The organism is Arthrobacter sp. ZGTC212 (assembly GCF_002929255.1).
In the GTDB taxonomy this organism is placed as follows: Bacteria; Actinomycetota; Actinomycetes; order Actinomycetales; family Micrococcaceae; genus Arthrobacter_B; species Arthrobacter_B sunyaminii.
The window spans coordinates 1,355,108-1,379,344 of sequence record NZ_PJIJ01000001.1; the positions used below are offsets into that span (position 1 = coordinate 1,355,108).

Consider the following 24,237-nt stretch of genomic DNA (forward strand, 5'->3'; position numbering starts at 1 on the left):
TGTCAACCGTGCTTTTTTGCTCGATTTGCTCTCCGCAACGACATGAAACATTACCAGTACTTCCGGGGAAAAGAGAAATCGGGTGGAAATTTCAGGGATTGGGCGTACCTGCCTTCCTGTGTCGGCCCGCCGGAACCACGAGTTCCAGCGGACTGCCGTCCCAATCCGCACTGTTATCAACAATCCACGTTCGGGAGGGAAGTCCGGGGGACCCGGAAGCCGGCTCGTCCGGGTCCTCCGGGTCCTGCGCGGCAGTGGCTGAAACGGTGTCGCGGGGGACCGGGGTGACCGGGAGGCCGCCGGCCTGCTCCACTACCTTGTTGTTCAGGAGCCGCCTCAGCAGGGCAAAAGCGGCACCGGCACTCAGTCCGGCAGCGGCAGCTGCGGACGTTGTAAGCCGAGACAAGCGTTTCACTCAACCCGCCCTTCCACTGGTGTGCCGCAGCAGGCATGGCCCGCGGGGACAACAACACTGAACCGGTCTTCGACGTTACGGCGGCGCCGCAGCGGTGTCCAGAGTGCACGGTGCGGAGCAGCCCCGGGGCTAGGCTGTCAGGCATGAATGAGCAATTCCGCCCCGTCCGCACCCTGACCGTGCCCAGCGAAGATCTCCTCGATGCGCTGGAACCTTTGCCTGACGGCTTCCGCGCCGGCGTCTGGGACCTGGTGGGGGAGCCCAGCGGGCTAACCTACGGCGAGATTGACGCCGTCGTCCTGCCGTACGCGGCGGGAAACGATTGGGGCGAGGCACTGGGCCGCGTACCCAACCTCAGGATGATTCAGGCCCAGACCACCGGATATGACGGGCTGCCGGAACTCGCCGGCCCCGGCGTTGCCGTCGCCAGCGCTGCGGGCGTCCATGCGGCCGGGACCGCGGAACTTGCACTGACCCTGATGCTGGCCAGTCTGCGCGGAGTTGATGACGCCGTGCGCAATGCGCAGACCGGCACGTGGGGCAGCAGGCGTTACCGCGGACTGGCCGACTCCAGGGTGTTGATGGTGGGTGTGGGCGGAATCGGATCCGCCATCGCGCGCCGGCTCGAGCCCTTCGAAGTTGAACTGACCCGGGTGGGAAGCCGGGCACGCACCGATGAGCACGGATTGGTGCACGGGGTCGATGAACTGGCCGAACTCGCTGCCACAGCGGATGTCCTGGTGGTCATCACACCGCTGAACGAGCAAACGCGGCACCTCATTGGCCGTGACGTCCTGGCGGCGCTGCCTGACGGGGCGCTGGTCGTGAACGTGGCGCGCGGCGCCGTCGTTGATACGGACGCGCTCACTGCGGAGGTGGTCTCGGGCCGTTTGTCAGCCGCGCTCGACGTCGTCGATCCGGAGCCGCTGCCGGCGGATCATCCGCTGTGGAAGGCACCCAACGCGATCATCACCCCGCATGTCGGAGGAAACACCGAGGCCTTTGTGCGGCGCATCCGCAAGCTGCTCAAAGAACAGGTGGACCGGCTGGCCCGGGGCGAGGAACCAATGAACCTTGTCCTGCGGGGGCCGTGGGCTTGAGCCTGCCGGGGCTGGGCGCGGCCAGGCCCGGCGTCAGGCCAGAGTCAGGAAGTGGTCGAGAAAAGCGCTGAAATCCTCCAGGTCCCCGGCCTGTTCGATGATCCGGCGCTCTCCGCCGTCGCTGTTTTTTGGCAGCAAAGCCGTGGACAGCACCCGGAACCGGAAAAGGCGCCCGGTGTTCGTTCCCACTTCGTAGTCTCCTGAATTCACTTCATCAGTGTGGGAGAGGTTGGTCGAATTGACTGCTGTGGGAGCTTCCGTGCCGGACAGCGTTTCGGGATCGAACGGCGCGAACACCAGCTCTGCGGGGCGCCACCGGTAACCCACCACATAGTAGGTTTCGGCATCGTCTCCGCCCGGGACGGCGCAGACCAGGTTGTAGTCCCCATAGTTGGGGATCTGAGATTCAAACACATGCCGGAGCACAGCCTTGATGTCATCGCTTGAGGGCTGGTCGCGGAATTCTGGTGCCGAAGTCATTTGCCCAGTCTATGAACATCAGCCCCGGACAATGGAAGCCCGCCACGGCAACGCCCTGGTTGGTCATCCACTTGTCACGTGCTCTTCACGCGCCGTAACAACCGGGGCATGCATCCGTCACATGCCCCGGAACGGCCTCCGATAGGTCCTAAGATCGGAACATGAGTGTGGAGAATACCCCTGACATCAAACCCCGCAGCCGAGTCGTCACGGACGGGATCCATGCAGCCCCGGCCCGCGGCATGTTCCGGGCCGTCGGAATGGGGGACGACGATTTCGCAAAGCCGCAGATCGGCGTCGCCAGTTCCTGGAATGAAATCACCCCCTGCAACCTGTCCCTGAACCGCCTGGCCCAGGGTGCCAAGGAAGGCGTCCACGCCGGCGGCGGTTTCCCCATGCAGTTCGGCACCATCTCGGTGTCCGACGGCATTTCCATGGGACATGAGGGCATGCACTTCTCCCTGGTGTCGCGTGAAGTCATCGCCGACTCCGTGGAAACCGTGATGATGGCCGAGCGCCTGGACGGATCGATCCTCCTGGCCGGCTGCGACAAGTCCCTGCCCGGCATGCTGATGGCTGCCGCGCGGCTGGATCTCTCCAGCGTCTTCCTGTACGCCGGTTCCATCATGCCCGGCTTCGCCAAGATGGAAGACGGCACCGAGCGGGAAGTGACGCTCATCGACGCCTTTGAAGCTGTGGGTGCCTGCGCCGCCGGCAAGATGAGCCTCAAGGACCTGGACACCATCGAACGTGCCATCTGCCCGGGCGAAGGCGCCTGTGGCGGCATGTACACGGCCAACACCATGGCCTGCATCGGTGAAGCACTGGGTATGTCCCTTCCCGGTTCCGCCGCGCCGCCCTCGGCCGACCGCCGGCGCGACGAGTTCGCCCGCAAGTCCGGCGAAGCCGTGGTCAACCTGCTGCGCAAGGGCATCACCGCCCGCGACATCATGACCAAAAAGGCCTTCGAAAACGCCATCGCCGTCACCATGGCCTTCGGCGGTTCCACCAACGCCGTCCTGCACCTGCTGGCCATCGCCCGCGAAGCTCATGTAGACCTCACGCTGGAGGACTTCAACCGCATCGGTGACCGGATTCCGCACCTGGGGGACCTGAAGCCCTTCGGCCGGTACGTGATGCACGACGTCGACAAGATCGGCGGCGTGCCGGTGATCATGAAGGCACTGCTCGACGCCGGCCTGATCCACGGCGACTGCCTCACCGTCACGGGCAAGACCGTTGCGGAAAACCTGGCCTCCATCAATCCGCCGGATCCCGACGGCAAGGTCCTGCGCGCCATGGACAACCCCATCCACAAGACCGGCGGCATCACCATCCTGCACGGTTCCATGGCGCCGGAAGGCGCCGTCGTGAAGAGCGCCGGCTTTGACGCCGACGTCTTCGAAGGCACCGCCCGCGTGTTCGAACGTGAACAGGGTGCACTGGATGCCCTGGACAACGGAGAAATCCACGCCGGCGACGTCGTCGTCATCCGCTACGAGGGCCCCAAGGGCGGACCGGGCATGCGCGAAATGCTTGCCATCACCGGTGCCATCAAGGGAGCGGGCCTGGGCAAGGACGTCCTGCTGCTCACCGACGGCCGGTTCTCCGGCGGCACCACGGGCCTGTGTATCGGCCATGTGGCGCCGGAAGCGGTCGACGGCGGTCCTATTGCCTTCGTGAAGGACGGCGACCGGATCCGCGTGGACATCGCCGCGCGCAGCTTCGACCTGCTGGTCGACGAGTCCGAGCTGGAAGCGCGCAAGGTTGGCTGGAAGCCGCTGCCGGGCAAGTTCACCACCGGCGTGCTGGGCAAGTACACCAAACTGGTCAACTCTGCCTCCACCGGCGCTTACTGCGGTTGAAAACCCTCCCCAGGCAGCAGGCGCCGGAGCGCCTGCTGCCTGGGGCCCCTTAGGGTTTTCAACCTTATTAAGCCCTGCCGCCTTGGGCGGGCAGGGAACCAGGGGAACTGGGCGTCCAAAGAACGGACACGTTGTCCACATAATGAGACGGAAGTCTCATAAGTTTGACACCCCCGCAGGGGACGGGAAGACTGAAGGGCATGCAGATCGTACCCGTCGTCCTTATCAAGCGCGTGGCCTAACCGCCGAGCTTGCAAGAACGTCACGCGCGAACCCCTACGGAGCCAACCGGCACGAGGGGTTTTTTTATTGGCTTCAGACAAAGCAGAAAAGCCGTCCCGGGCTAATCGTCCGGCCGGCCGCCGCAGCAGATCACATGAATAAGTATCCGTAAGGAAGAATTTATGAGTAAGGGATCGCCAATCAGCCCGTCGCTGATGGCCAACAAGGCCAGCGTTGCCGCCAAGGCAGCCGCTGCCAAGACGCGTGATGTTGCCTCTTCCGTTTCCGTTCCGTCCGAAGCCGTGGACACCCGGGTGCAGGGCTCCAACAATGTTGTTCCGCCCACCGAGATGACCGGCTCCAAGGCTATTGTCCGGGCGCTGGAAGAGCTGGGCGTTGAGGACATCTTCGGCCTGCCCGGCGGCGCAATCCTTCCGACGTATGACCCGCTCATGGATTCCACCAAGCTCCGGCACATCCTGGTCCGCCACGAACAGGGAGCCGGACACGCCGCAGAGGGTTACGCCATGGTTACCGGCCGTGCCGGAGTCTGCATCGCCACGTCCGGGCCCGGTGCCACCAACCTGGTGACCGCCCTCGCAGACGCACACATGGACTCGGTTCCCATGGTTGCCATCACAGGCCAGGTCTCCAGCGCCTTCATCGGCAGCGACGCCTTCCAGGAAGCGGACATCGTGGGCATCACCATGCCCATCACCAAGCATTCCTACCTGGTCACCAACGCGGATGACATCCCCCGTGTCCTGGCCGAGGCCTTCCACATTGCCACCAGCGGCCGCCCCGGACCGGTGCTGGTGGACATCTCCAAGGACGCCCAGCAGGCCAAGACCATGTTCTCCTGGCCGCCCCGGATTGACCTGCCCGGCTACCGCACCGTGGTGCGCGGACACTCCAAGCAGGTGCGCGAAGCCGCACGCCTGATCGCGGCCTCGCACCGTCCCGTGTTCTACGTTGGCGGCGGCGTGCTGAAGGCTGATGCCTCTGCAGAGCTGCTGGAACTGGCCGAGCTGGTGGGTGCGCCCGTCGTCACCACGCTGCAGGCCCGCGGCGTCTTCCCCGATTCGCACCGTCAGCACGCGGGCATGCCCGGCATGCACGGTTCCGTCTCGGCGGTCACGGCCCTGCAGCAGTCGGACCTGCTTATCACCCTCGGTGCCCGCTTCGATGACCGCGTCACCGGCGTGCTGTCCTCCTTTGCCCCCGGGGCGAAGGTCATCCACGCGGACATCGATCCCGCCGAAATCTCCAAGAACCGGCCGGCGGACGTGCCGATTGTGGGCTCGGTCAAGGAGATCCTGCCTGAACTGTCCGACGCCGTACGGGCTCAGTTCGCCGTCGAGCGCCCCGACATTGCCCCCTGGTGGGAAGTCATTGACCGCCTGCGCGAGATCTACCCCATGGGTTACAGCGAACCCGAGGACGGCCATATTGCCCCGCAGAAGGTCATCGAGCGCATCGGTGCGCTCACCGGACCGGAAGGCGTGTACGTGGCCGGCGTGGGCCAGCACCAGATGTGGGCCGCCCAGTTCATCAAGTACGAACGTCCCCGCGCCTGGCTGAACTCCGGCGGGCTGGGCACCATGGGCTACTCGGTGCCCGCAGCCATGGGCGCCAAGGTCGGCAACCCGGACCGCGTGGTCTGGGCCATCGACGGCGACGGCTGCTTCCAGATGACCAACCAGGAACTGGCCACCTGCCTGATCAACAAGATCCCGATCAAGGTTGCCATCATCAACAACTCCTCCCTGGGCATGGTGCGGCAGTGGCAGACCCTCTTCTACGAGTCCCGCTACTCCAACACGGACCTGAACACGGGCCATGACACCGTCCGCGTTCCGGACTTCGTGAAGCTTGCGGACGCCTACGGCTGCGCCGGACTGCGGTGCGAGCGCGAAGAGGACATTGACGATACGATCCGCCAGGCCCTGGCGATCAACGACCGCCCGGTGGTCATTGACTTTGTGGTCAGCCGCGACTCAATGGTGTGGCCGATGGTTCCCTCCGGCGTTTCCAATGACCTGATCCAGATTGCCCGCAACATGACACCCACCTGGGAAGAGGAGGACTAGGGCCATGGCACGCCACACCCTTTCCGTACTGGTTGAAGACGTTCCCGGTGTCCTGACCCGCGTCGCGTCCCTGTTTGCCCGCCGGGCATTCAACATCAATTCTTTGGCTGTCGGCCCCTCGGAGGTGCCGGGACTGTCCCGCATCACCGTGGTGGTCGAGGCCGAGGGTGACCTGCTGGAACAGGTCACCAAACAACTGAACAAGCTCGTCAATGTCATCAAGATTGTTGAGCTGGTTCCCGAGTCTTCCGTGCAACGCGACCACATCTTGGTCAAGGTTCGCGCGGATGCCGCAACCCGGCTGCAGGTAACCCAGGCAGCCGAGCTGTTCCGTTCTTCAGTGGTTGACGTGTCCACCGACTCGCTGATCGTTGAAGCCACAGGCACCGCCGAAAAGCTCAATGCACTCCTTGCAGTGCTTGAACCCTTTGGCATCCGCGAAATAGTTCAATCCGGAACGCTGGCCATCGGCCGCGGCTCCAAGTCCATGGGCGACCGCGCGCACCTGCGCACCGCCTAGGCTTTCGCTGCAGTTCCGCTTCAAACCTTTATCCAAGAACCCAGCAACAAACTTCAGTAGGAGAACACTGTGACTGACATGTATTACGACGACGACGCCGACCTGTCCATCATCCAGGGACGTACCGTCGCGGTCATCGGCTACGGAAGCCAGGGCCACGCCCACGCTCTCAGCCTGCGCGATTCCGGCGTTGACGTCCGCGTTGGCCTCAAGGAAGGCTCGAAGTCCCGCGCCAAGGCCGAAGCTGAGGGCCTGCGTGTCCTCAGCGTTGCCGACGCCGTTGCCGAGGCTGACCTCATCATGGTGCTCACCCCGGACCAGGTCCAGCGCTTCGTGTACGCCGAAGAGATCGCCCCGAACCTGCAGGCCGGCGACGCCCTGTTCTTCGGCCACGGCTTCAACATCCGTTACGGCTACATCCAGCCGCCGGCGGACGTCGACGTCGCGCTTGTTGCCCCCAAGGGTCCGGGCCACATTGTGCGCCGCGAATTCGAAGCCGGCCGCGGTGTTCCCGACCTCATCGCCGTCGAGCAGAACCCCTCCGGCAAGGCCAAGGAACTGGCCCTGTCCTACGCCAAGGCCATTGGCGGCACCCGCGCCGGCGTCATCGAGACCACCTTCACCGAAGAGACCGAAACTGACCTCTTCGGCGAGCAGGCTGTCCTCTGCGGCGGTGCATCACAGCTGATCCAGTACGGCTTCGAGACCCTGACCGAAGCCGGCTACAAGCCCGAGGTCGCGTACTTCGAGGTGCTGCACGAGCTCAAGCTCATTGTTGACCTGATGGTCGAAGGCGGCATCGCCAAGCAGCGCTGGAGCGTTTCGGACACCGCCGAGTACGGCGACTACGTTTCCGGACCCCGCGTCATTGACGAGAGCGTGAAGGAAAACATGAAGGCCGTCCTGGCTGACATCCAGAACGGTGCCTTCGCCAAGCGCTTCATCGATGACCAGGACGCCGACGCTACGGAGTTCAAGGCACTGCGCCAGAAGGGCGAAGACCACCCGATCGAGGCCACCGGCCGCGAACTGCGCAAGCTCTTCTCCTGGATCAAGTCGGACGACGATTACACCGAAGGCTCCGTCTCCCGCTAGGCAGATCCCGCTAAACGGAGGCCGGTAACCTGCCGGTAACACAGGGCACACGATTGAGTGCGCCCAACAGCGAAACGATAAGCTCGCAAGAGCAAGCCGTTTCGGTAAAGAGGCCGGGCCCGGTTGAACGGGTCCCGGCCTCTTTGCGCAGAAAAAGGTTTCACCAAGATCCCCACCAGAATCCACCACAGCTAAAGAGGTCACCGGTGACAGCCACCAAGCCCGTCGTACTTATTGCGGAAGAACTTTCCCCGGCCACAGTCCAGGCCCTGGGTCCGGACTTTGAGATCCGTTCCACCAACGGAGCGGACCGGACGCAGCTGCTCTCCGCCATTGCGGACGTGGATGCCATCCTGGTGCGCTCGGCCACCCAGGTGGACGCCGAAGCCATCGCTGCCGCGAAGAACCTCAAGGTCATTGCCCGGGCCGGTGTCGGCCTGGACAACGTGGACATCAAGGCCGCCACCCAGGCCGGTGTCATGGTGGTCAACGCCCCGACGTCGAACATCATCTCCGCCGCGGAACTGACCGTCGGACACATCCTTTCCCTGGCCCGCCACATTCCGCAGGCCAGTGCAGCCCTCAAGGGCGGCGAGTGGAAGCGCTCCAAGTACTCCGGCATTGAGCTGTTCGAAAAGAAGATCGGCATCATCGGGCTGGGCCGCATCGGAGCCCTGGTGGCCGCCCGGCTGCAGGGCTTCGGCACCGAAATCCTCGCCTATGACCCGTACATCACCCCGGCCCGCGCCGCCCAGCTGAATGTCCGCCTGGTGACGCTGGACGAGCTGCTGGAGCAGGCTGACTTTGTCACCATCCACATGCCCAAGACCCCCGAGACGGTGGGGATGCTCGGCGCCGAGGCCTTCGACAAGATGAAGGACACCGCCTACGTGGTGAACGTGGCCCGCGGCGGTCTGGTGGATGAGGATGCCCTCTACGCCGCGCTGACCGAGGGCAAGATCGCCGGTGCCGGTGTGGACGTCTTCGTGAAGGAACCCTCCACCGACCTGCCGTTCCAGGCCCTGGACAACGTCATTGTCACCCCTCATCTGGGCGCCTCCACCGAGGAAGCCCAGGAAAAGGCCGGCGTCTCCGTCGCCAAATCGGTCCGTCTGGCCCTCGCCGGCGAACTGGTGCCCGACGCCGTGAACGTGGCCGGCGGCATCATCGCCGAGGACGTCCGCCCGGGCATCCCGCTCATCGAAAAGCTGGGACGCATCTTCACCGCGCTCTCCTCCGACTCCGTCACCGCCATCGACATTGAGGTGGCCGGCGAGATCGCCGCGCTGGACGTCAAGGCCCTGGAACTGGCAGCACTCAAGGGCATCTTCACGGACATCGTCTCCGAGCAGGTCTCCTATGTGAACGCTCCGGTCCTGGCCGAGCAGCGCGGCATAGAGGTCCGTCTGCTCAAGACCCCCGATGTGGATGACTACCGCAACGTACTGACCATCCGCGGCGCCCTTTCGGACGGCACCCAGCTGGAAGTCGCCGGTACCCTAACCGGGCCCAAGCAGATCGAAAAGCTTGTGGGCGTCAACGGTTATGACCTCGAGATCCCGATCAGCGAGCACCTGCTGGTGCTCATCTACGCCGACCGCCCCGGCGTCATCGGCGCCCTGGGCCGGGTCCTGGGGGAGAAGAACATCAACATTGCCGGCATGCAGGTGGCCCGCAACACCGAGGGCGGCCAGGCCCTGTCACTGCTGACCGTGGATTCCTCCGTTCCGCAGGACGTGCTGGAAACACTGCGCACCGAAATCGGTGCCACCGTGGTCCGCGAGGTTGATCTGCAGGGCTGACAGCCCTGCCGGGTCCGCCCAGGGTAGGAGGCGCCTGGCACGGAGTTCATGCCGGGCTCCGAGGCGCCGCCTACCCGCGGCGGGACAACATGGAGGCATGACTGCATCCATGTCCGGTGCGCCCCTGCTGGCGGCCGAGAACCTTGTAAAGACGTACGACGGCGCTCCGGCCCTGGCAGGGGTCAGCCTCACTGTCCGCCCCGGAGAGTCCCTCGCCGTCATGGGAGCCTCCGGCTCCGGAAAAACCACGCTCCTGCACTGCCTGGCCGGCATCATCTCGCCCGACGCCGGACGGGTGCGGTTGTTCCGGGATACTGCGCTGCCGATCGAGGTCACAGCCCTGAACGACGACGCCCGGTCCGCCCTGCGCCGGCGGGAGTTCGGCTTCGTGTTCCAGCAGGGGCTGCTCATACCCGAGCTCACCGCCGGGGAGAACGTGGCCCTGGCCCTCATGCTTGACGGCACGGCCCGCCGGGAGGCGGAACAGGCTGCAGCCGGCGCATTGGCCGCCCTGGGACTGGCCGGCATGGAGGAACGGCGGATCGGTGAGCTTTCCGGGGGACAGGCGCAGCGGGTAGCCATCGCCCGGGCACAGGTCACCGGCGCCCGGATGCTGTTCGCTGACGAACCCACGGGCGCTCTGGACTCCCGCACTTCAGCAGAAGTCATGGGACAGCTGCTGCAAACGGTGCAGGGAACCGGACGGGCACTGGTGGTTGTCACCCATGATGCCGACGTTGCCCGCTGGTGCAGCCGGATCATCACCCTGGCCGACGGCGTCGTGGTGGCGGACACCGCCGGCGCCGCGGGAATCCGCCGATGAGCGCCGTGGCCTCCGCCCTGGTCCGTGCGGTGGACTCCTCTCCGCTGGCTGTACCCCTGCGGATTACCTGGCTGCTGAACCGCCCCGGTACCGCCGGGCGAACAGCGGCTCTGCTGCCGGCCGCGTCCTTCGCCGTGGTCACCACCTTGCTGCTGACGGTCCTCGCCGGTGCCCTGTCCTTCCTGCAGTGGGGGGACGAGGAGGGTGACCTGTACCTGCTGCTCGCGTGCTTTGCCCTCATTTTGCTGGTGCTTCCCCTGATCACACTGGGAGGTTCGGCTGCGCGGCTCTCCGCCCGCCGCCGCGACGAGCACCTCTCAACCCTGCGCCTGCTGGGTGCTTCCGCAAAGACGGTCCGCCGGGTGACGGTTCTGGAGGCCAGCGCCCAGGCATTCGCGGGCGCCCTGGGAGGCGTGGCCGGCTATCTGGTGCTCGCGCCGTTTATCCAGCTGATTCATTTCCGCGGTGCGGCGCTGGGCGCTGCCTACTGGCTGCACCCGGCGGCCGGTGCCGCAACGGTGCTGGCGGTGGTGCTCCTGGCGGCAGTCAGCTCCGCCGTCGGCCTGCGCCGGGTGACGGTTTCGCCGCTTGGCGTCCGCACCCGTGCCGTGCCGCAAAAGGTGCGGGGGCGCCGGGCCGTGGCGGCGGTGGTCATCATTGCCGGCTGTGTCCTCGCCCTGATGACTCCCATTGCTGTGGCCGCCCTGGCACTGGCCGTTTTGTTCGGTGCCTTTGCCGCCGGGCTGGCGGTCCTGAACCTGGTGGGGCCGTGGCTGGTGGCTGTCTCGGCCCGCCGACGGCTGCGCCGGGCGGCAACGCCGCAGGCCCTGCTTGCCGCCCGGATTGTGCTGGACGCGCCCAAAGCGGCCTGGCGGCAGGTCAGCGCACTGTCCATGGTTTGCTTCACCGCCGTCGTTGCCGGAGCGGGTGCCTCGGTCCTGCAGGGGGTGCAGGCGGAGGGACCTGAGGATTTCCTGCCTGGAGACGTAATGACGGGCGTCCTGATCACCGTGGTTGCCGGATTCCTCATGGTCGCCTGCTCGGCCGGCATCAACCAGGCCGCCACCGTGCTGGACCGTGCGGACCTGTACCGCAGCCTGGACCGGATGGGGATGCCGCGCAGCGTCATCGACGATGCCCGCATTGGAGCCGTCATGCAGCCGCTTCTGCTGGTGAGCGCGGTGTCTACGGCGGTGCCTGCCCTGCTGCTCTTCCCGCTCACCGGAGCCGCGGTGCTGTTCGCGCCGGTGTCCATGATCTTCCTGGCGGCGTCGGTTGCTGCCGGGGTGGCGCTGGTGCGCGCGGGACTCGCGGCGACGGGCCCGGTCCTGACGGGTGTCCTGGACGGTGAGTCTTAGCCAGGGGCCGCTGGATGCCCCGGTAGTCTGCCCTGAACGCACCTAGACTGGGCCCATGTCACAGCTTCCGGCGGAGCAGGCCGCAACACCGCTCGCTCGGTCATGGACCATGGCCTCCCTGCTGCTGGTGGGAATTGGCGTCTATGCCGCCGTCTTCATCAACACGCTGGCCTCTTCCGGACTGGACCACCGGAGCACTGAATTCCTGGTCTACCGTCTGGTGTTTGCCCTGGCAGTGCTCCTGACCGGGCTGATGGTTTTTGCACCCGTCCGCCCGCCTGCCGCGGGAGTTCGGCTGACGGTTTACCTGGTTCCGTCAGCCCTGCTGCTGTGTCTGATCCCGGCCGGTCCCATGGAACTCGTGCACGCTGCTCTCCCGCCCTGGGCATTGTTGACGGCTCTCTACGGGGTTCGGGGAGGATTGCCGAAGGGCTGGAAGTTCGTCCTGCTCTATGCCGGAAGCGCAGTGGCGGCGTTTCTGCTGGTCGCCACCGTCTGGATCAACGAAGCGGTGTGGCTTATGCCCGTTGCGCCCCTGCTGCTCCTGCTGTCCCCGCGCTACCGGCAACCAAAGCTGAGGATGACGGCGGAGCTTCTCTTCGCGGTCCTGCTTGCAGCGTGCATCGGGGCGGAGTTCGCCATCCTGCCCCAGGGGGACTCCTGGCTGCCGTACCGGGCCGTTGTCGGTACTGCCTGCACCATCAGCTGTTTCTACACCCTCGCCCTTCTCGGCCTGGGTCATTACGCCAGGCTCGACACTCCGGGGTATCAAACACGGGCCGAACGCCGCGGTGCCGCCCGGCAGGCGCGCTCCGGCATCGGGGCTTGAACGGACCGAAGCGACAAGCGCAGGCGAAACAGGGTAATTTTCTTATGTGACTTCTTCCGATTCCCAGACCCCGTTCTACATCACCACGGCCATCTCCTATCCCAACGGAGTGCCCCATATCGGCCATGCCTACGAGGCCATCGCCACCGACGCCATGGCCCGCTTCAAGCGCCTGGACGGGTACGACGTCTTCTTCATGACCGGCACCGATGAGCACGGCCTGAAGATGCAGCAGTCGGCGGACAAGGAAGGCATCACCGCCAAGGAGCTGGCGGACCGCAACTCCTCAGCGTTCCAGCAGATGAGCCGGGACCTGAACATTTCCCATGACCGCTTCATCCGCACCACGGACAAGGACCACTACGCCGCGGCGCAGGCCATCTGGAAGCGGATGGAAGAGAAGGGCGACATTTACCTCTCCAAGTACGCCGGCTGGTACTCGGTCCGGGACGAGGCGTACTACACCGACGATGAAACCGAAGTCCGCGAAGACGGCATCCGGTATTCGAAGGAGACGGACACCGAGGTGACGTGGACCGAGGAAGAAAGCTATTTCTTCCGCCTCTCCGCGTACCAGGACAAGCTGCTGGCACTGTATGAGGCCCAGCCGACCTTCGCCGCGCCGCAGTCCAAGTTCAACGAGGTCATCAGCTTCGTCAAGGGCGGACTCGAGGACCTGTCGATTTCCCGCACCACCTTTGACTGGGGCGTTCCGGTTCCGGGCAACCCGGAGCACGTGATGTACGTGTGGGTGGATGCCCTCACGAACTACCTCACCGGCGTCGGCTTCCCTGACACCGAGTCGGAGTCCTTTCAGAAGTACTGGCCGGCCGATGTCCACGTGATCGGCAAGGACATCTCCCGTTTCCACGCCATCTTCTGGCCCGCGTTCCTCATGTCCGCGGACCTGGAACTGCCCAAGCGCGTGATGATCCACGGGTTCCTGCACAACAAGGGCGTGAAGATGTCCAAGTCCCTGGGCAACGTGGTGGCGCCCAAGGAATGGGCGGACCAGTACGGTCTGGACTCAGTGCGGTTCTTCCTGCTGCGCGAAGTGCCTTTCGGCGGGGACGGCTCCTACAGCCACGAGGCCGTGGTGGGCCGGATGAACTCGGACCTCGCCAACAACCTGGGCAACCTGGCCCAGCGCTCGCTGTCCATGGTGGCAAAGAACTGCGGCGCCGCAGTTCCGCAGCCGGGAGAATTCACCGACGAGGACAAGGCCATCCTGGCCGCCGCCGGCGAACTCCTGGAGATCTCCCGCAAGGCCTACGACGTTCAGGACTTCCACGGTGCGCTCGAAGCCACCTGGAAGGTCCTCGGCGACACCAACGCCTACTTCGCCGAGCAGGCACCCTGGGTGCTGCGGAAGACCGACGTCGAACGCATGAACACGGTGCTGTACGTAACGCTGGAGGTGCTGCGCATTGTGGCCATCCTGATCCAGCCGGTGATGCCCGACAGCGCAGCCAAGCTGCTGACGGTGCTCGGCCAGAACGACGACGACGCGCGGCAGTTCAGTGCCATCGCCACGCCGCTGGTCCCGGGTACACCGCTGCCGGCTCCCGCGCCGATCTTCCCGAAGTATGAGGAACCCGCCGAGTAACGCAACCGGCAAACACCCGGATTAACAGCCAAAGAGTGCCCTTCTGACCTGGTCAAAAGGGCACTCTTTCGTTGGATGAAGCGCTGGAGTTTTAGGAATGCGCGGCGAGGGTACCCGTCAGGAACCGGGCCGGTGCGGTTTCCTCCATCACCCGGGCCACAGCATCCTGCTGCCGGCCGGCCATCTCGATCATTTCCTGAAGCCGGGCCGGATTGAACCTGTGGTCGTGCGCGGACAAGGCCAGCAGGGTCCGCCACAGGCACTCCTTGGCCCGGACGATGGACTGCAGGGTTTCCAGTTCAAACTGGCCCGTGGTGCCGCCTCCGGTGCTGAGCGGATTGATCGGTCCCAGCTTCCCGGTTACGGCGCCGGCCATCGCCAGGGCCTTCTTGAACTTGCTCCGCTGGTAGCCCAAAACCAGCATCAACTGCTCCAGCTCGTCCCGTTCCCCGGCGATTTCGGACTCCAGGTCAGCGAAGGTCTGCTCGTACTCGGACCCTTCCCAGGTTCGGCGGGCTGCGCTGAACAACCGAACCCCGGTTTCAGCGCCCAGCAGATGGTCATCCAGATATGCGGACAGGGATGCATGCTTGGGTTTCCAGGCGGCCCCGGGATTGGACATCTCATACTCCTTCGACTCATGCTGATCAGCTTGCTTACTATCCTGTCAGATCACCCTACCTGCCGCGAGTTCCCAGGCGGCGTGACCCGTCGGGGAACCCGCAGCGGCGGTTAGTCGGCGGCCAGTCCAGCCACCGGGGAGAGGCGGGCGGCACGGCGGGCCGGGAGGACCGAGGCGGCCAGTCCGGCCAACAGTGCCACGGCCAGGACGCCGAGCAGCTGCAGCCACGGGAGTGAGAGCGCCACGGAGGCAAAGGAGCCCAGCGCCGACTGTGCTCCGAGCCAGCCGTACACCGATCCCAGCACGCTGCCCATCAGCGCCGCGACTCCTGCAATGAGGACGGCTTCCAGCGCCAGCATGCCGCGCAGCTGTCCGCGGGTCAGGCCCAGTGCCCGCAGCAATGAGGATTCGCGGGTGCGTTCCAGGACTGACAGGGACAGCGTGTTGGCCACGCCCACCAGGGCAATCACCACGGCGACGCCCAGCAGCCCGGTGACCACCATCAGCAGGACATTGATGACCTGTTCGTAGGCGGCGCGCTCAATCGCGGAACCGTTCACGGTGTACTCCTCCACGTCCAGCCGTTCAGCCAGCTCGGCACGCAGATCGATCAGGGCAGTGGTATTCAAACCGTCCTCCACGGACAGCCAGAGCTGCGGCATCGGAACGTAGTCCGCGGAAGCGGCTACCGGCGCGGGGCCGCCCAGGGCCGCGGCCGTGTCGGACGTGATCAGCGGACGCAGCATTTTGTCCTCCGAGACCAGGACCTTCAGCTCCACGCTGGAGGTTGCCCCGGCAACCGTCAGGGTTTCGTCCTTGACGCCCTGCGGCATCAGGATGGTGTCATCCGCCAGGACCAGGTTGGAATCCTGCAGGACCTTTGCCGCGTCGGCAGGGTCCAGCGCGTAGACGTCGTACGCCCCCCAGTCCTTCGTATCGGTGGTCCCTGCCACAGGTACCAGGACGGCGTCCTGCACTCCGTCCACGGCACGGGCGGTATCCGCATCAGCTGCGGTAAACGGACGGTCCTGGCCGGCCACGCTCACATCCACCGGGAACTCCCCGGCCAGCATACTGTCCAGGGAAGTCCGTACGGTTGCGGCTCCGGTCATCATCATGGTCACGAGGGTGACGCCGATCAGGAGGGCGGACGCCGTGGCCGAGGTGCGCTGGGGATTCCGGACGGCGTTGACGGCAGCGAGTTTTCCGGGCACACCCAGCGGTGCGGCCAGCGAACCGACAGCCCGCACCAGCGACGGAACAAACAGGGTGGCGCACATCAGCACGCCCACGAAGCTGAGGATGCCGCCGGGAAGCGCCACCATGAGATCCGCGGACATGGCGCCGGCTGCCAGGAGGGCAGCTCCGCCGGCCAGCAGCACCAGCCCGGCGATCAGGCGGACCCGGCCGCGTTTCGTTCCGGCCCGCACGTCTTCGGCAGGCCGCAGGGCAGCCAGCGGGGCAACCGCGGTGGCGGCACGGGCCGGAACCAGTGCGGCCAGGACAGTCATCAGGACGCCGACCAGCAGGCCAACGACAACCGACACAGGGGAGACCGCCAGCGTGGCGAAGCCGCTTTCAGGAATGGTCTGCAGGTAGGCGATGATGCCGCCCACCAGGGCCACGGCGGCCACGACACCGGCAACTGACGCCACGATGCCCACGATCAGGGCTTCCGCGAGGACGGAGCGGCGGATCTGTGAACGTTCGGCACCAATGCAGCGCAGCAGGGCAAGTTCGCGGGTGCGCTGGGCCACCAGTACGGAGAAGGTGTTGGAGACCACCAGGGCACAGACCAGCACGGCTACGGCGGCGAAGGCCAGCAGGATGAGGGTCAGGGCGTCGTCTCCGCCGGTGTACATGGCTACGACGGCGTCGGTCTGTTCCGGGGCGGTGCGGACAACAACTTCGTCCATGCCGGCGGCTGAAAGTTCCTGCTCCACGGTGGCCCGTACCTCGTCCGCCTTGGCGCCGTCGGCCAGTGCCAGCTGGATGGTGTCGAACCCGTCTTCGGTGTTGGCGAACAACGCCGCGGTGGCACCGGCGGCGTAGAGCTGGGGGGTGCCCATGCTGGTCGGATCGTTGGAGGGTGCAACCAGGGCAGTGACGGTCAGCTGTGCCGCAGATTCATCGGGGCCGCCCGTGAGGTTCAGTACCGAGCCTTTCGAGAGGCCCTGGCGCTCTGCGGTGTCACTGTCCACGGCAACTTCGCCGTCGGATACCGGCAGTGAACCGTCGATGACTTCCCCGGGGAAGAGCGGTGTGTACTCGGGAATGCTGTTGACCTGGGCAAATACCGTGTCCCGACCCGTGCCAAAGCTGGCGTAGCCCCGGTGAACGGCATAGCTGCCCTCCACCCCGGGAAGGTCGCGGACGACGTCGACTGTGTCTTCGTTCAGCACCACCGGGTCGGCGCGGTACAGGTTTCCGTTGAGGACCAGATCCGCGTTCCGGAAACCCTCACCCACGCTCTGGGTCAGCGAGGCTTTTGACGAGGAGTTGATGACCAGCGTGGCGGTCAGGAATCCGACGGCGATCATCACGGCAAGTGAGACGGCGATGAACCGGCGGGCGTTGAGGCGCACCTGCGCCAGGGCTACCTGCAGCATGCTCAGGCTCCCAGTTTGGTCAGGGCTGCGAGCACGGTCTCCGGCGTCGGGTTGGCCAGTTCCCCCACCAGCGCGCCATCGTTCATCAGGACCACGCGGTCGGCGTAGGAAGCAGCCACCGGATCGTGGGTGACCATAATGATGCTCTGGCCCATTTCCCGGGTGGAGCGGCGCAGCAGGGAGAGTACCTCGGCGCCGGACTTCGAATCCAGGTTGCCGGTGGGCTCGTCGCCGAAGACCACATGAGGGCGGGTCAGCAGGGCGCGGGCGACGGCGACGCGCTGCTGCTGTCCGCCGGAGAGCTCGTGGGGGCGGTGCTTGAGCCGGCCGGTCAGGCCCAGGGTCTCCGTGATGTACTCCAGCCATGACTGGTCCACCTTGCCGTTGGCCAGGGCCACGGGCAGCGTGATGTTCTGTTCGGCCGTGAGGGTGGGCACCAGGTTGAAGGACTGGAACACAAAGCCCACGCTGTCGCGGCGCAGGCGGGTCAGCTCGGCGTCCTTCAGGGATGTGATCTCCGTGTCCCCGATCCAGATCCTGCCCGAGTCAGCCGTGTCCAGTCCCGCGAGGCAGTGCATGAGGGTGGATTTGCCGGATCCGGACGGTCCCATGATGGCGGTGAAGGTTCCGGCTTCAAAGGTGACGTCAACGTCGGACAGTGCGTGGACGGCGGTGTCGCCGGAGCCGTAAGTCTTGTTCAGGGACCGTGCGGCAGCGGCGGCCGTGGTGCCGCCGGGCACGGAAGATTTCTCAGTAAGGGTTGTCATACCCACTACGTTATGTCTCGGCCGGCTGCCGGAGCATCGGAGGAGGGGCGGGGATCAGCCCGGCTCCGTCTCATACCGTGGGTGGAAGCGGGCCTGCCAGTTGGTAGGACTCCAGCAGCAGTTCCTCGAGTCCACCGCGGTCCACCCGGTCCAGCCGCACCAGCACCAAGAGCGGGGAACGGTCGTGGTGCGGCGTCCAAAAGAAGGTGTCCGGGCTGGTGCCCGCAAGTGCCTCCCGTTCCGGAGACTTGACGGTCAGGACCCCGTCATCCCAGATACGCGCCATCAGAGTCCGCGCAAACCACGCGGGCTGCTGCCAGCTGAGGCGTTCGGTGACTCCGGGCAGCCCAAGGCAGAAGGAACGGACATCGTCTTCACTGGCCATGGTCACCTCCTGGTGGGGGGTCTGCCGCCGGCAGGGCACGAAGGAACTACGGTGCGACGATACCGGTTTCGTAGGCAATCACCACAGCCTGCACGCGGTCCCGGGCGCCGAGCTTAGCCAAGATGTGGCCCACGTGCGTTTTCACTGTGGCGTCAGAGAGGAACAGGTGCGCGGCGATTTCCGGATTGGAGAGTCCCTGCGCGATCAGTCCGAAGACTTCGCGCTCGCGGGGGGTGAGGCGTTCGACGTCGGCCGCATGCCGGCTGACCTCGGCGGTGGGCTCGCGGAGCAGGGGAGCCACATGGTCCAGCAGCCTGCGGGTGGTCGACGGCGCAATCACCGCGTCGCCGCGGTACACGGTGCGGATGGCGTCGAGGAGTTCTTCCGGCGGGGCGTCCTTGAGCAGGAACCCGCTGGCTCCGGCGCGGATCGCGGACAGCGCGTACTCGTCCAGGTCGAAGGTGGTCAGTACCACCACCTTGAGCTCGGCGTCGCTGGATCCCTTGGGCTGCGCCGCGGCGCGCTCCAGGATCCGGGAGGTTGCCTCGATGCCGTCCATCCCGGGCATGCGCACGTCCATGAGGACGACGTCGGCGCGCACGGCGGAGAGCGCGCGCACCGCTTCCTCGCCGTTGCCTGCCTCGGCCACCACGGTCAGATCGGGCTGGGAATTGATCAGCATCTTGAAGCCGCCGCGGACCAGCTGCTGGTCATCGACCAGGGCCACCCGGATGGGCGCGGGCTCGGGGATGTCGCTGCCGGAAGGGTTGGACAGGGTGCCGGTCATGCTCAGGCCTCCGTATAGGGAATGAATGCGGTAACGCGGAATCCTCCGCCGACTGCGGGTGCGGCCACCAGTTTTCCATCGTAGAGGGCCACCCGCTCCGTCATGCCATTGATGCCCTGGCCGGAACCGGCGGCCGGGGGAGCCGGCGGCGCGGCATCCGCGCCGGCGCCGCGTCCGTCGTCGAACACCCGGACCTCCAGGCCGCGGGACGTCCACTCCAGCTCCACGTCCGCCCGCACCGATGGGCCGGCGTGCTTGAGCACGTTGGTGAGTGACTCCTGGATGACCCGGTACGCGGTGAGCTCCGCTCCGGCGGGAAGCTGGCGCCGCATGGCTCCCGTCCGATGCACGCTCACCTCCAGGCCGGCGCGTTTGACCGCGTCCACCAGGGAATCGACGTCGGCCAGCGAGGGCAGCGGGCGCGTGGAAGCCAGCTCGTCGCCGCGCAGCACCCCGAGCAGGCGCCGCATTTCACGCAGCGATCCGCGGCCCGTCTCCGCGATGGTACCGAGAGTCTTGACGGCAATTTCGGGATCCTGGGCGCTCGCGTACCGGGCGCCGTCCGCCTGGGTGATGATGACCGAAAGGGAATGGGCCACAATGTCGTGCATTTCCCGGGCAATGTGGGAGCGCTCGTCAGCGGCGGCGAGATCGCGTTCCTGCTGCCGCTCGGTCTCCAGCCGTCGTGCCCTGTCCTCCAGTGCCTGGAGGGCCAATCTGCGGGTGCGGGCCAGGTCGCCGAAGGTCCAGGCCACCAGGATGACGGCGTCAAAGGCAATGACGTTGAAGACGAACATGGCCGCGGTCATGGTCCCAAGGCCCTCAAAGGGGTTGGCGAAGTAGCGGAAAACAAACAGCATCCCGCCGATCAGCGCCAGGGCCAACCCGCCCAGGCTCGCCCAGCGCGGTGCATAGGCGGCCAGCGCATAGACCGTTGCCAGGACCACGATGTCCGCCGGCAGGGGGAAACCGCTGAAAATTACCTGCATTAAACAGAAAAAGGCGGTGATGCTGCCGGACAGCACCGGCCGGGTCCGGCGCCATGCCAGGGGCACCACAATGCCCAGGGACACGACGATGTCGAATACCGGATGCGGGCTTCCGACCGCCGTTGCCGAAAGCACAAAGAAGAGCACACCGAAAAGCATGAGAGTGGTGTCTACCTTGAAGGGATTGGCCTGCAGCCAGGCTTGGATTCGGCGGTGCACGAGCATGGACAACAACTTTAGGGCCTGACCCGCCTGCAGGTCCTCATGCCAGGGGCTGATCTCCGGAAGCGTCCAGCATGTGGAACGGTTTGCCCGCGATATGGACACCCTTCCTAGAATGGCGGCATGAGCGAAGAGTCCTCCACTGTTTCCCTGGCCGTCATTCCCGGTGACGGCATCGGTCCTGAAGTCACTGCCGAGGCCGTTAAGGTACTCCTTGCGGTGACGGACGGCGGCCCCGTGCGCCTCGAGCTGACTGAGTATCCGCTTGGCGCCGAGCACTGGCTGGCCACGGGTGAAACCCTGCCGGACTCCACCCTGGAAGCGCTCAAGGGCCATGACGCCATCCTGTTCGGCGCCGTCGGGGCGGCTCCGGGGGATAAGAGCATTCCGTCCGGGCTTCTGGAGCGGGAAATGCTGCTCAAGCTGCGCTTCAGCCTGGACCACTACGTGAATCTGCGTCCGTCCCGGCTCTACCCCGGGGTCGCCAGCCCGCTGGCCAACCCCGGCACCGTGGATTTCATTGTGGTCCGCGAAGGCACCGAAGGCCCGTACACCGGCAACGGGGGAGTGCTCCGCGAAGGAACTCCGCACGAAGTTGCCACCGAGGTCTCCCTGAACACCGCCTACGGCGTGGAACGCGTGGTCCGGGATGCGTTCCGGCGCGCCAGCGAGCGTCCGCGCAAAAAACTCACCCTGGTGCACAAGCACAACGTGCTGGTCTACGCCGGCAGGCTCTGGAAGCGCACCGTGGAACGCGTCGCCGTCGAATTCCCCGAGGTCAGCCACGACTACCTGCACGTGGACGCGGCCACCATTTTCCTGGTGACTGATCCCTCACGTTTTGACGTGATCGTCACGGACAACCTCTTCGGCGACATCATCACGGACCTGGCTGCTGCTGTGACCGGCGGCATCGGACTGGCAGCATCCGGCAACATCAACATGGACGGCACCTTTCCCTCCATGTTTGAACCGGTGCACGGTTCCGCCCCTGACATCGCGGGCCAGCAGAAAGCCGACCCCACGGCAGCCATCCTCTCCGCGGCGCTGCTGCTGCGCCACCTCGGGCTGGAAAAAGAAGCCGCCCGCGTGGAACAGGCGGTGGAGGAGGACCTCGCCGCACGCACCGGGGAACCGCGCACGACGGCGGAAGTCGGCAATGCGATAGCCGCAGCGGTGTCATAAGCTCGGGGAGTATCAATAACCAATTCGTCGGACGGCCCGCGCCGCCCACCGTGGAGGAAAAATGTCTGTCAGCGCTCTGGAATTCTCCCAGCAGCTCTCTGCCCACCCAAAGTCGGCGCAGGAGCGTGCGGCCATACTGGCCAACCCCGGATTCGGAGACTACTTCACGGACCACACCGCGGTCATCGACTACAAGGCCGATGAAACCGGCACCGGTATCTGGCAGAACGCCCGGATTGAACCGTACGGTCCCATCGCCATGGATCCGGCCGCGGCCGTGCTGCACTACGGCCAGGAGATCTTCGAGGGTCTCAAGGCGTACCGGCATGCCGACGGCTCGGTGTGGACGTTCCGCCCGGAAGCCAACGCCGCCCGCATGAACCTCTCCGCCCTCCGTCTTGCCCTGCCGGAACTGCCTGAAGAGCTGTTCATGGAATCGCTCCGCCGGCTGGTGTCGGTGGATTCGGACTGGATCCCCGAAGGCGACGGCGCCGCGCTCTACCTGCGCCCGTTCATGATCGCCACCGAAGCGTTCCTCGGCGTTCGCCCGGCACGCGAGGTGTCCTACCGTGTCATCGCCTCGCCCGCCGGCAACTACTTCGGCGGCGAACTGAAGCCCGTATCCATCTGGCTCTCCACCAGGTACGCCCGCGCCGGCATCGGCGGCACCGGCGAAGCCAAGTGCGGCGGCAATTACGCTGCTTCCCTGATCGCCCAGATGGAAGGCGAGGCGCACGGCTGCAAGCAGGTGCTGTTCCTTGACGCGGCCAATGACAACGCGGTGGAAGAACTCGGCGGGATGAACGTCTTCTTTGTCTTCAAAGACGGCAGCCTGGTCACGCCGGCACTGTCCGGCACCATCCTGCACGGCGTTACCCGCTCCTCCGTGATCCAGCTGGGCCGCGATCGCGGACTGGACGTCCAGGAACGGAAGATCACCTTGGATGAATGGCGCGACGGCGTGGCCTCCGGTGACATCACCGAGGTCTTCGCGTGCGGCACTGCTGCTGTCATCACGCCGGTGGGCGAACTAAAGACTGAAACCGAGACCATTGGATCGGCCGACGCCGTTGCCGGCCCGGTCACCATGTCCATCCGCGAACAGCTTCTGGGCGTTCAGACCGGCACCGTGGAAGATACCCACGGCTGGCTGACCCGACTGGCCTAAACCCCGGCTCAACAAAGGAACCCGATGTCCACCACCACCCTGACCCGCAGCAGCCCGCTGACCCGCTTTGCCCTGGCGCCGAACCCCGGTCCCATGAGTCTGGAGGGAACCAACAGCTATGTCATTGCTGCCGAGGATTCAGACCATGTGGTGGTGGTGGACCCGGGGCCCCTGGATGAAGCGCACCTGCAGCTGCTGGCGTCCGCCGGGACTGTGGAACTGGTCCTCATTACACACCGGCACCCCGACCACACCGAGGCAAGCGTACGGTTTGCCGAAATGACCGGGGCGCCTGTCCGTGCCTTCCACCCTGCCTACTGCGTGGACGGAGATCCGCTCGTTGATGGTGAAGTGGTGCACGCCGGGGGAGTGGACATCACGGTCCTGGCCACCCCCGGCCACACCTCGGATTCCGTCTGCTTCCACCTTCCCGCCGACGGGCCGGGCGGATCCGTCCTGACCGGCGACACGATCCTGGGGCGCGGCACCACAGTTCTGGACTTCCCGGACGGAACACTCGGAGACTATTTCGCCAGCCTGGAACGGTTGTCAGAGCTGGGGCATGCAACGGTGCTGCCGGCGCACGGGCCCGTGCTCTCTGACCTCAGCACAGTGGTCCTGACCTACCGGGACCACCGTCAGGAGCGTTTGGAGCAGATTCGCGCCGCGCTGGAGGAAGCAGGAGAAGGAGCCTCCGTTTCCGAGGTGGCGGACCTGGTCTACGCCGATGTGCCGGCCAACGTCCGCGGAGCGGCGGAACTGTCAGTGGCTGCCCAGCTGCAGTATCTGCGGGGCAACGATCCGCTGTGAGCGAGACAACGGCCGCCGGACTTGCAGGGACCTGAACTTCCGTCGCAAACTATTGGAAGTTGGTTCGGCAACGCGCAGATTTAGCGCAGACGCCCCGGGGCCGGCAGAGTGCAGGAGGTCACACTCCGGCGGTTTGCAAGGACCGGCAAGTCTGTGTAAAGTTTAGTGAGTTGCCCCGGTGAGTGCCTGGCGGACATGGTCCGCTGGCAAGGCTCCCGGATCCGGCAACAGCCCAAAAACACAGCAGCGGATTTCATCCGAATGCTTTGTGGCGGGTTCAAACGGTTGTTTCAGCCAATTACCGCGAATACCGCGGAATTGCTAAAACGGTCCGGATGAAATAGAATAAAGAAACACTGCAGCGAAGAGAAAAGAAAAACATTCTTTGTTTTTCCGAGTATTTCGGATGCATCTGTTGTTTGAGAACTCAATAGTGTGCCAAGTTTATTGATACCAATTATTTTAATTGGTTGAACTGGTTGTTTCCG

Annotated in this window: 22 protein-coding genes; 13 read left to right on the plus strand and 9 right to left on the minus strand. The window is 65.3% G+C overall.

What is annotated here, in order from left to right:
• Positions 1–91: 91 nt before the first annotated feature.
• Positions 92–415, minus strand: coding sequence for a hypothetical protein (locus tag CXQ89_RS06545; RefSeq protein ID WP_104160612.1), 324 nt, complete (start codon positions 413–415; stop codon positions 92–94).
• 143 nt (positions 416–558) lie between these two features.
• Here CXQ89_RS06545 and CXQ89_RS06550 point away from each other — a divergent pair, with 143 nt between their 5' ends.
• On the plus strand, positions 559–1,515 hold the full coding sequence (locus tag CXQ89_RS06550) for a 2-hydroxyacid dehydrogenase (protein ID WP_104160613.1): 957 nt from the start codon (positions 559–561) through the stop codon (positions 1,513–1,515).
• Positions 1,516–1,548: 33 nt separating this feature from the next.
• Here the strand turns inward: CXQ89_RS06550 and CXQ89_RS06555 are convergent, their stop codons facing one another.
• Positions 1,549–1,995, minus strand: coding sequence for a hypothetical protein (locus CXQ89_RS06555; RefSeq protein ID WP_104160614.1), 447 nt, complete (start codon positions 1,993–1,995; stop codon positions 1,549–1,551).
• Between the two features lie 161 nt (positions 1,996–2,156).
• Between CXQ89_RS06555 and ilvD the strand changes: the two genes are divergently transcribed.
• The 9 genes from ilvD (at position 2,157) to metG (ending at position 14,205) form a co-directional block, all read left to right on the plus strand.
• Positions 2,157–3,860, plus strand: coding sequence for a dihydroxy-acid dehydratase (gene ilvD, locus CXQ89_RS06560; RefSeq protein ID WP_104052393.1), 1,704 nt, complete (start codon positions 2,157–2,159; stop codon positions 3,858–3,860).
• Positions 3,861–4,264: 404 nt separating this feature from the next.
• A complete protein-coding gene (locus CXQ89_RS06565) occupies positions 4,265–6,172 on the plus strand; it encodes an acetolactate synthase large subunit (protein WP_104160615.1) in 1,908 nt (635 codons plus the stop codon).
• A 4-nt stretch (positions 6,173–6,176) separates the two neighbouring features.
• On the plus strand, positions 6,177–6,692 hold the full coding sequence (ilvN, locus tag CXQ89_RS06570) for an acetolactate synthase small subunit (RefSeq protein ID WP_104052391.1): 516 nt from the start codon (positions 6,177–6,179) through the stop codon (positions 6,690–6,692).
• A gap of 69 nt (positions 6,693–6,761) precedes the next feature.
• Positions 6,762–7,787 carry a ketol-acid reductoisomerase gene (gene ilvC, locus CXQ89_RS06575; RefSeq protein WP_104052390.1) on the plus strand — a complete coding sequence of 342 codons (1,026 nt, stop codon included), beginning with the start codon at positions 6,762–6,764 and terminating at the stop codon, positions 7,785–7,787.
• Positions 7,788–7,993: 206 nt separating this feature from the next.
• The gene (gene serA / locus CXQ89_RS06580) at positions 7,994–9,589 is read left to right on the plus strand and encodes a phosphoglycerate dehydrogenase (RefSeq protein ID WP_104160616.1); all 1,596 of its coding nucleotides are present in this window, start codon (positions 7,994–7,996) and stop codon (positions 9,587–9,589) included.
• Between the two features lie 97 nt (positions 9,590–9,686).
• Positions 9,687–10,412, plus strand: coding sequence for an ABC transporter ATP-binding protein (locus CXQ89_RS06585; protein WP_104160617.1), 726 nt, complete (start codon positions 9,687–9,689; stop codon positions 10,410–10,412).
• The gene (locus CXQ89_RS06590; RefSeq protein ID WP_104160618.1) at positions 10,409–11,770 is read left to right on the plus strand and encodes an FtsX-like permease family protein; all 1,362 of its coding nucleotides are present in this window, start codon (positions 10,409–10,411) and stop codon (positions 11,768–11,770) included. Before CXQ89_RS06585 ends, CXQ89_RS06590 begins: the two co-directional genes overlap by 4 nt.
• Positions 11,771–11,825: 55 nt before the next feature.
• Entirely contained in the window at positions 11,826–12,599 is a 774-nt protein-coding gene (locus CXQ89_RS06595; protein WP_146067202.1) for a hypothetical protein, read from the plus strand.
• Between the two features lie 46 nt (positions 12,600–12,645).
• Complete coding sequence (gene metG / locus CXQ89_RS06600; protein ID WP_104160620.1) at positions 12,646–14,205, plus strand: methionine--tRNA ligase; 1,560 nt, start codon at positions 12,646–12,648, stop codon at positions 14,203–14,205.
• A gap of 91 nt (positions 14,206–14,296) precedes the next feature.
• On the opposite strand, the gene CXQ89_RS06605 is transcribed toward metG, so the two are convergent.
• From CXQ89_RS06605 to CXQ89_RS06630, 6 genes are all read right to left on the minus strand, one after another.
• Positions 14,297–14,827, minus strand: coding sequence for a hypothetical protein (locus CXQ89_RS06605; RefSeq protein WP_104160621.1), 531 nt, complete (start codon positions 14,825–14,827; stop codon positions 14,297–14,299).
• A gap of 110 nt (positions 14,828–14,937) precedes the next feature.
• Entirely contained in the window at positions 14,938–17,436 is a 2,499-nt protein-coding gene (locus CXQ89_RS06610) for an FtsX-like permease family protein (protein ID WP_104160622.1), read from the minus strand.
• Positions 17,437–17,438: 2 nt separating this feature from the next.
• Positions 17,439–18,203 carry an ABC transporter ATP-binding protein gene (locus tag CXQ89_RS06615; protein WP_104160623.1) on the minus strand — a complete coding sequence of 255 codons (765 nt, stop codon included), beginning with the start codon at positions 18,201–18,203 and terminating at the stop codon, positions 17,439–17,441.
• A gap of 70 nt (positions 18,204–18,273) precedes the next feature.
• A complete protein-coding gene (locus CXQ89_RS06620; RefSeq protein ID WP_104160624.1) occupies positions 18,274–18,588 on the minus strand; it encodes an MmcQ/YjbR family DNA-binding protein in 315 nt (104 codons plus the stop codon).
• Between the two features lie 46 nt (positions 18,589–18,634).
• Positions 18,635–19,375: a response regulator transcription factor gene (locus CXQ89_RS06625; RefSeq protein WP_181032242.1), complete on the minus strand. Its 741-nt coding sequence runs from the start codon at positions 19,373–19,375 to the stop codon at positions 18,635–18,637.
• Between the two features lie 2 nt (positions 19,376–19,377).
• Positions 19,378–20,589: a sensor histidine kinase gene (locus CXQ89_RS06630; RefSeq protein ID WP_104160625.1), complete on the minus strand. Its 1,212-nt coding sequence runs from the start codon at positions 20,587–20,589 to the stop codon at positions 19,378–19,380.
• 120 nt (positions 20,590–20,709) lie between these two features.
• On the opposite strand from CXQ89_RS06630, the gene CXQ89_RS06635 reads away from it, so the two are divergent.
• From CXQ89_RS06635 to CXQ89_RS06645, 3 genes are all read left to right on the plus strand, one after another.
• The gene (locus CXQ89_RS06635; protein WP_104160626.1) at positions 20,710–21,771 is read left to right on the plus strand and encodes a 3-isopropylmalate dehydrogenase; all 1,062 of its coding nucleotides are present in this window, start codon (positions 20,710–20,712) and stop codon (positions 21,769–21,771) included.
• Between the two features lie 61 nt (positions 21,772–21,832).
• The gene (locus tag CXQ89_RS06640) at positions 21,833–22,939 is read left to right on the plus strand and encodes a branched-chain amino acid aminotransferase (RefSeq protein WP_104052378.1); all 1,107 of its coding nucleotides are present in this window, start codon (positions 21,833–21,835) and stop codon (positions 22,937–22,939) included.
• Between the two features lie 24 nt (positions 22,940–22,963).
• On the plus strand, positions 22,964–23,749 hold the full coding sequence (locus CXQ89_RS06645) for an MBL fold metallo-hydrolase (RefSeq protein ID WP_104052377.1): 786 nt from the start codon (positions 22,964–22,966) through the stop codon (positions 23,747–23,749).
• A gap of 290 nt (positions 23,750–24,039) precedes the next feature.
• On the opposite strand, the gene CXQ89_RS18560 is transcribed toward CXQ89_RS06645, so the two are convergent.
• Positions 24,040–24,237, minus strand: a 198-nt coding sequence (locus CXQ89_RS18560) for a hypothetical protein (protein WP_219815561.1), incomplete at its 5' end; no start/stop codon positions are given.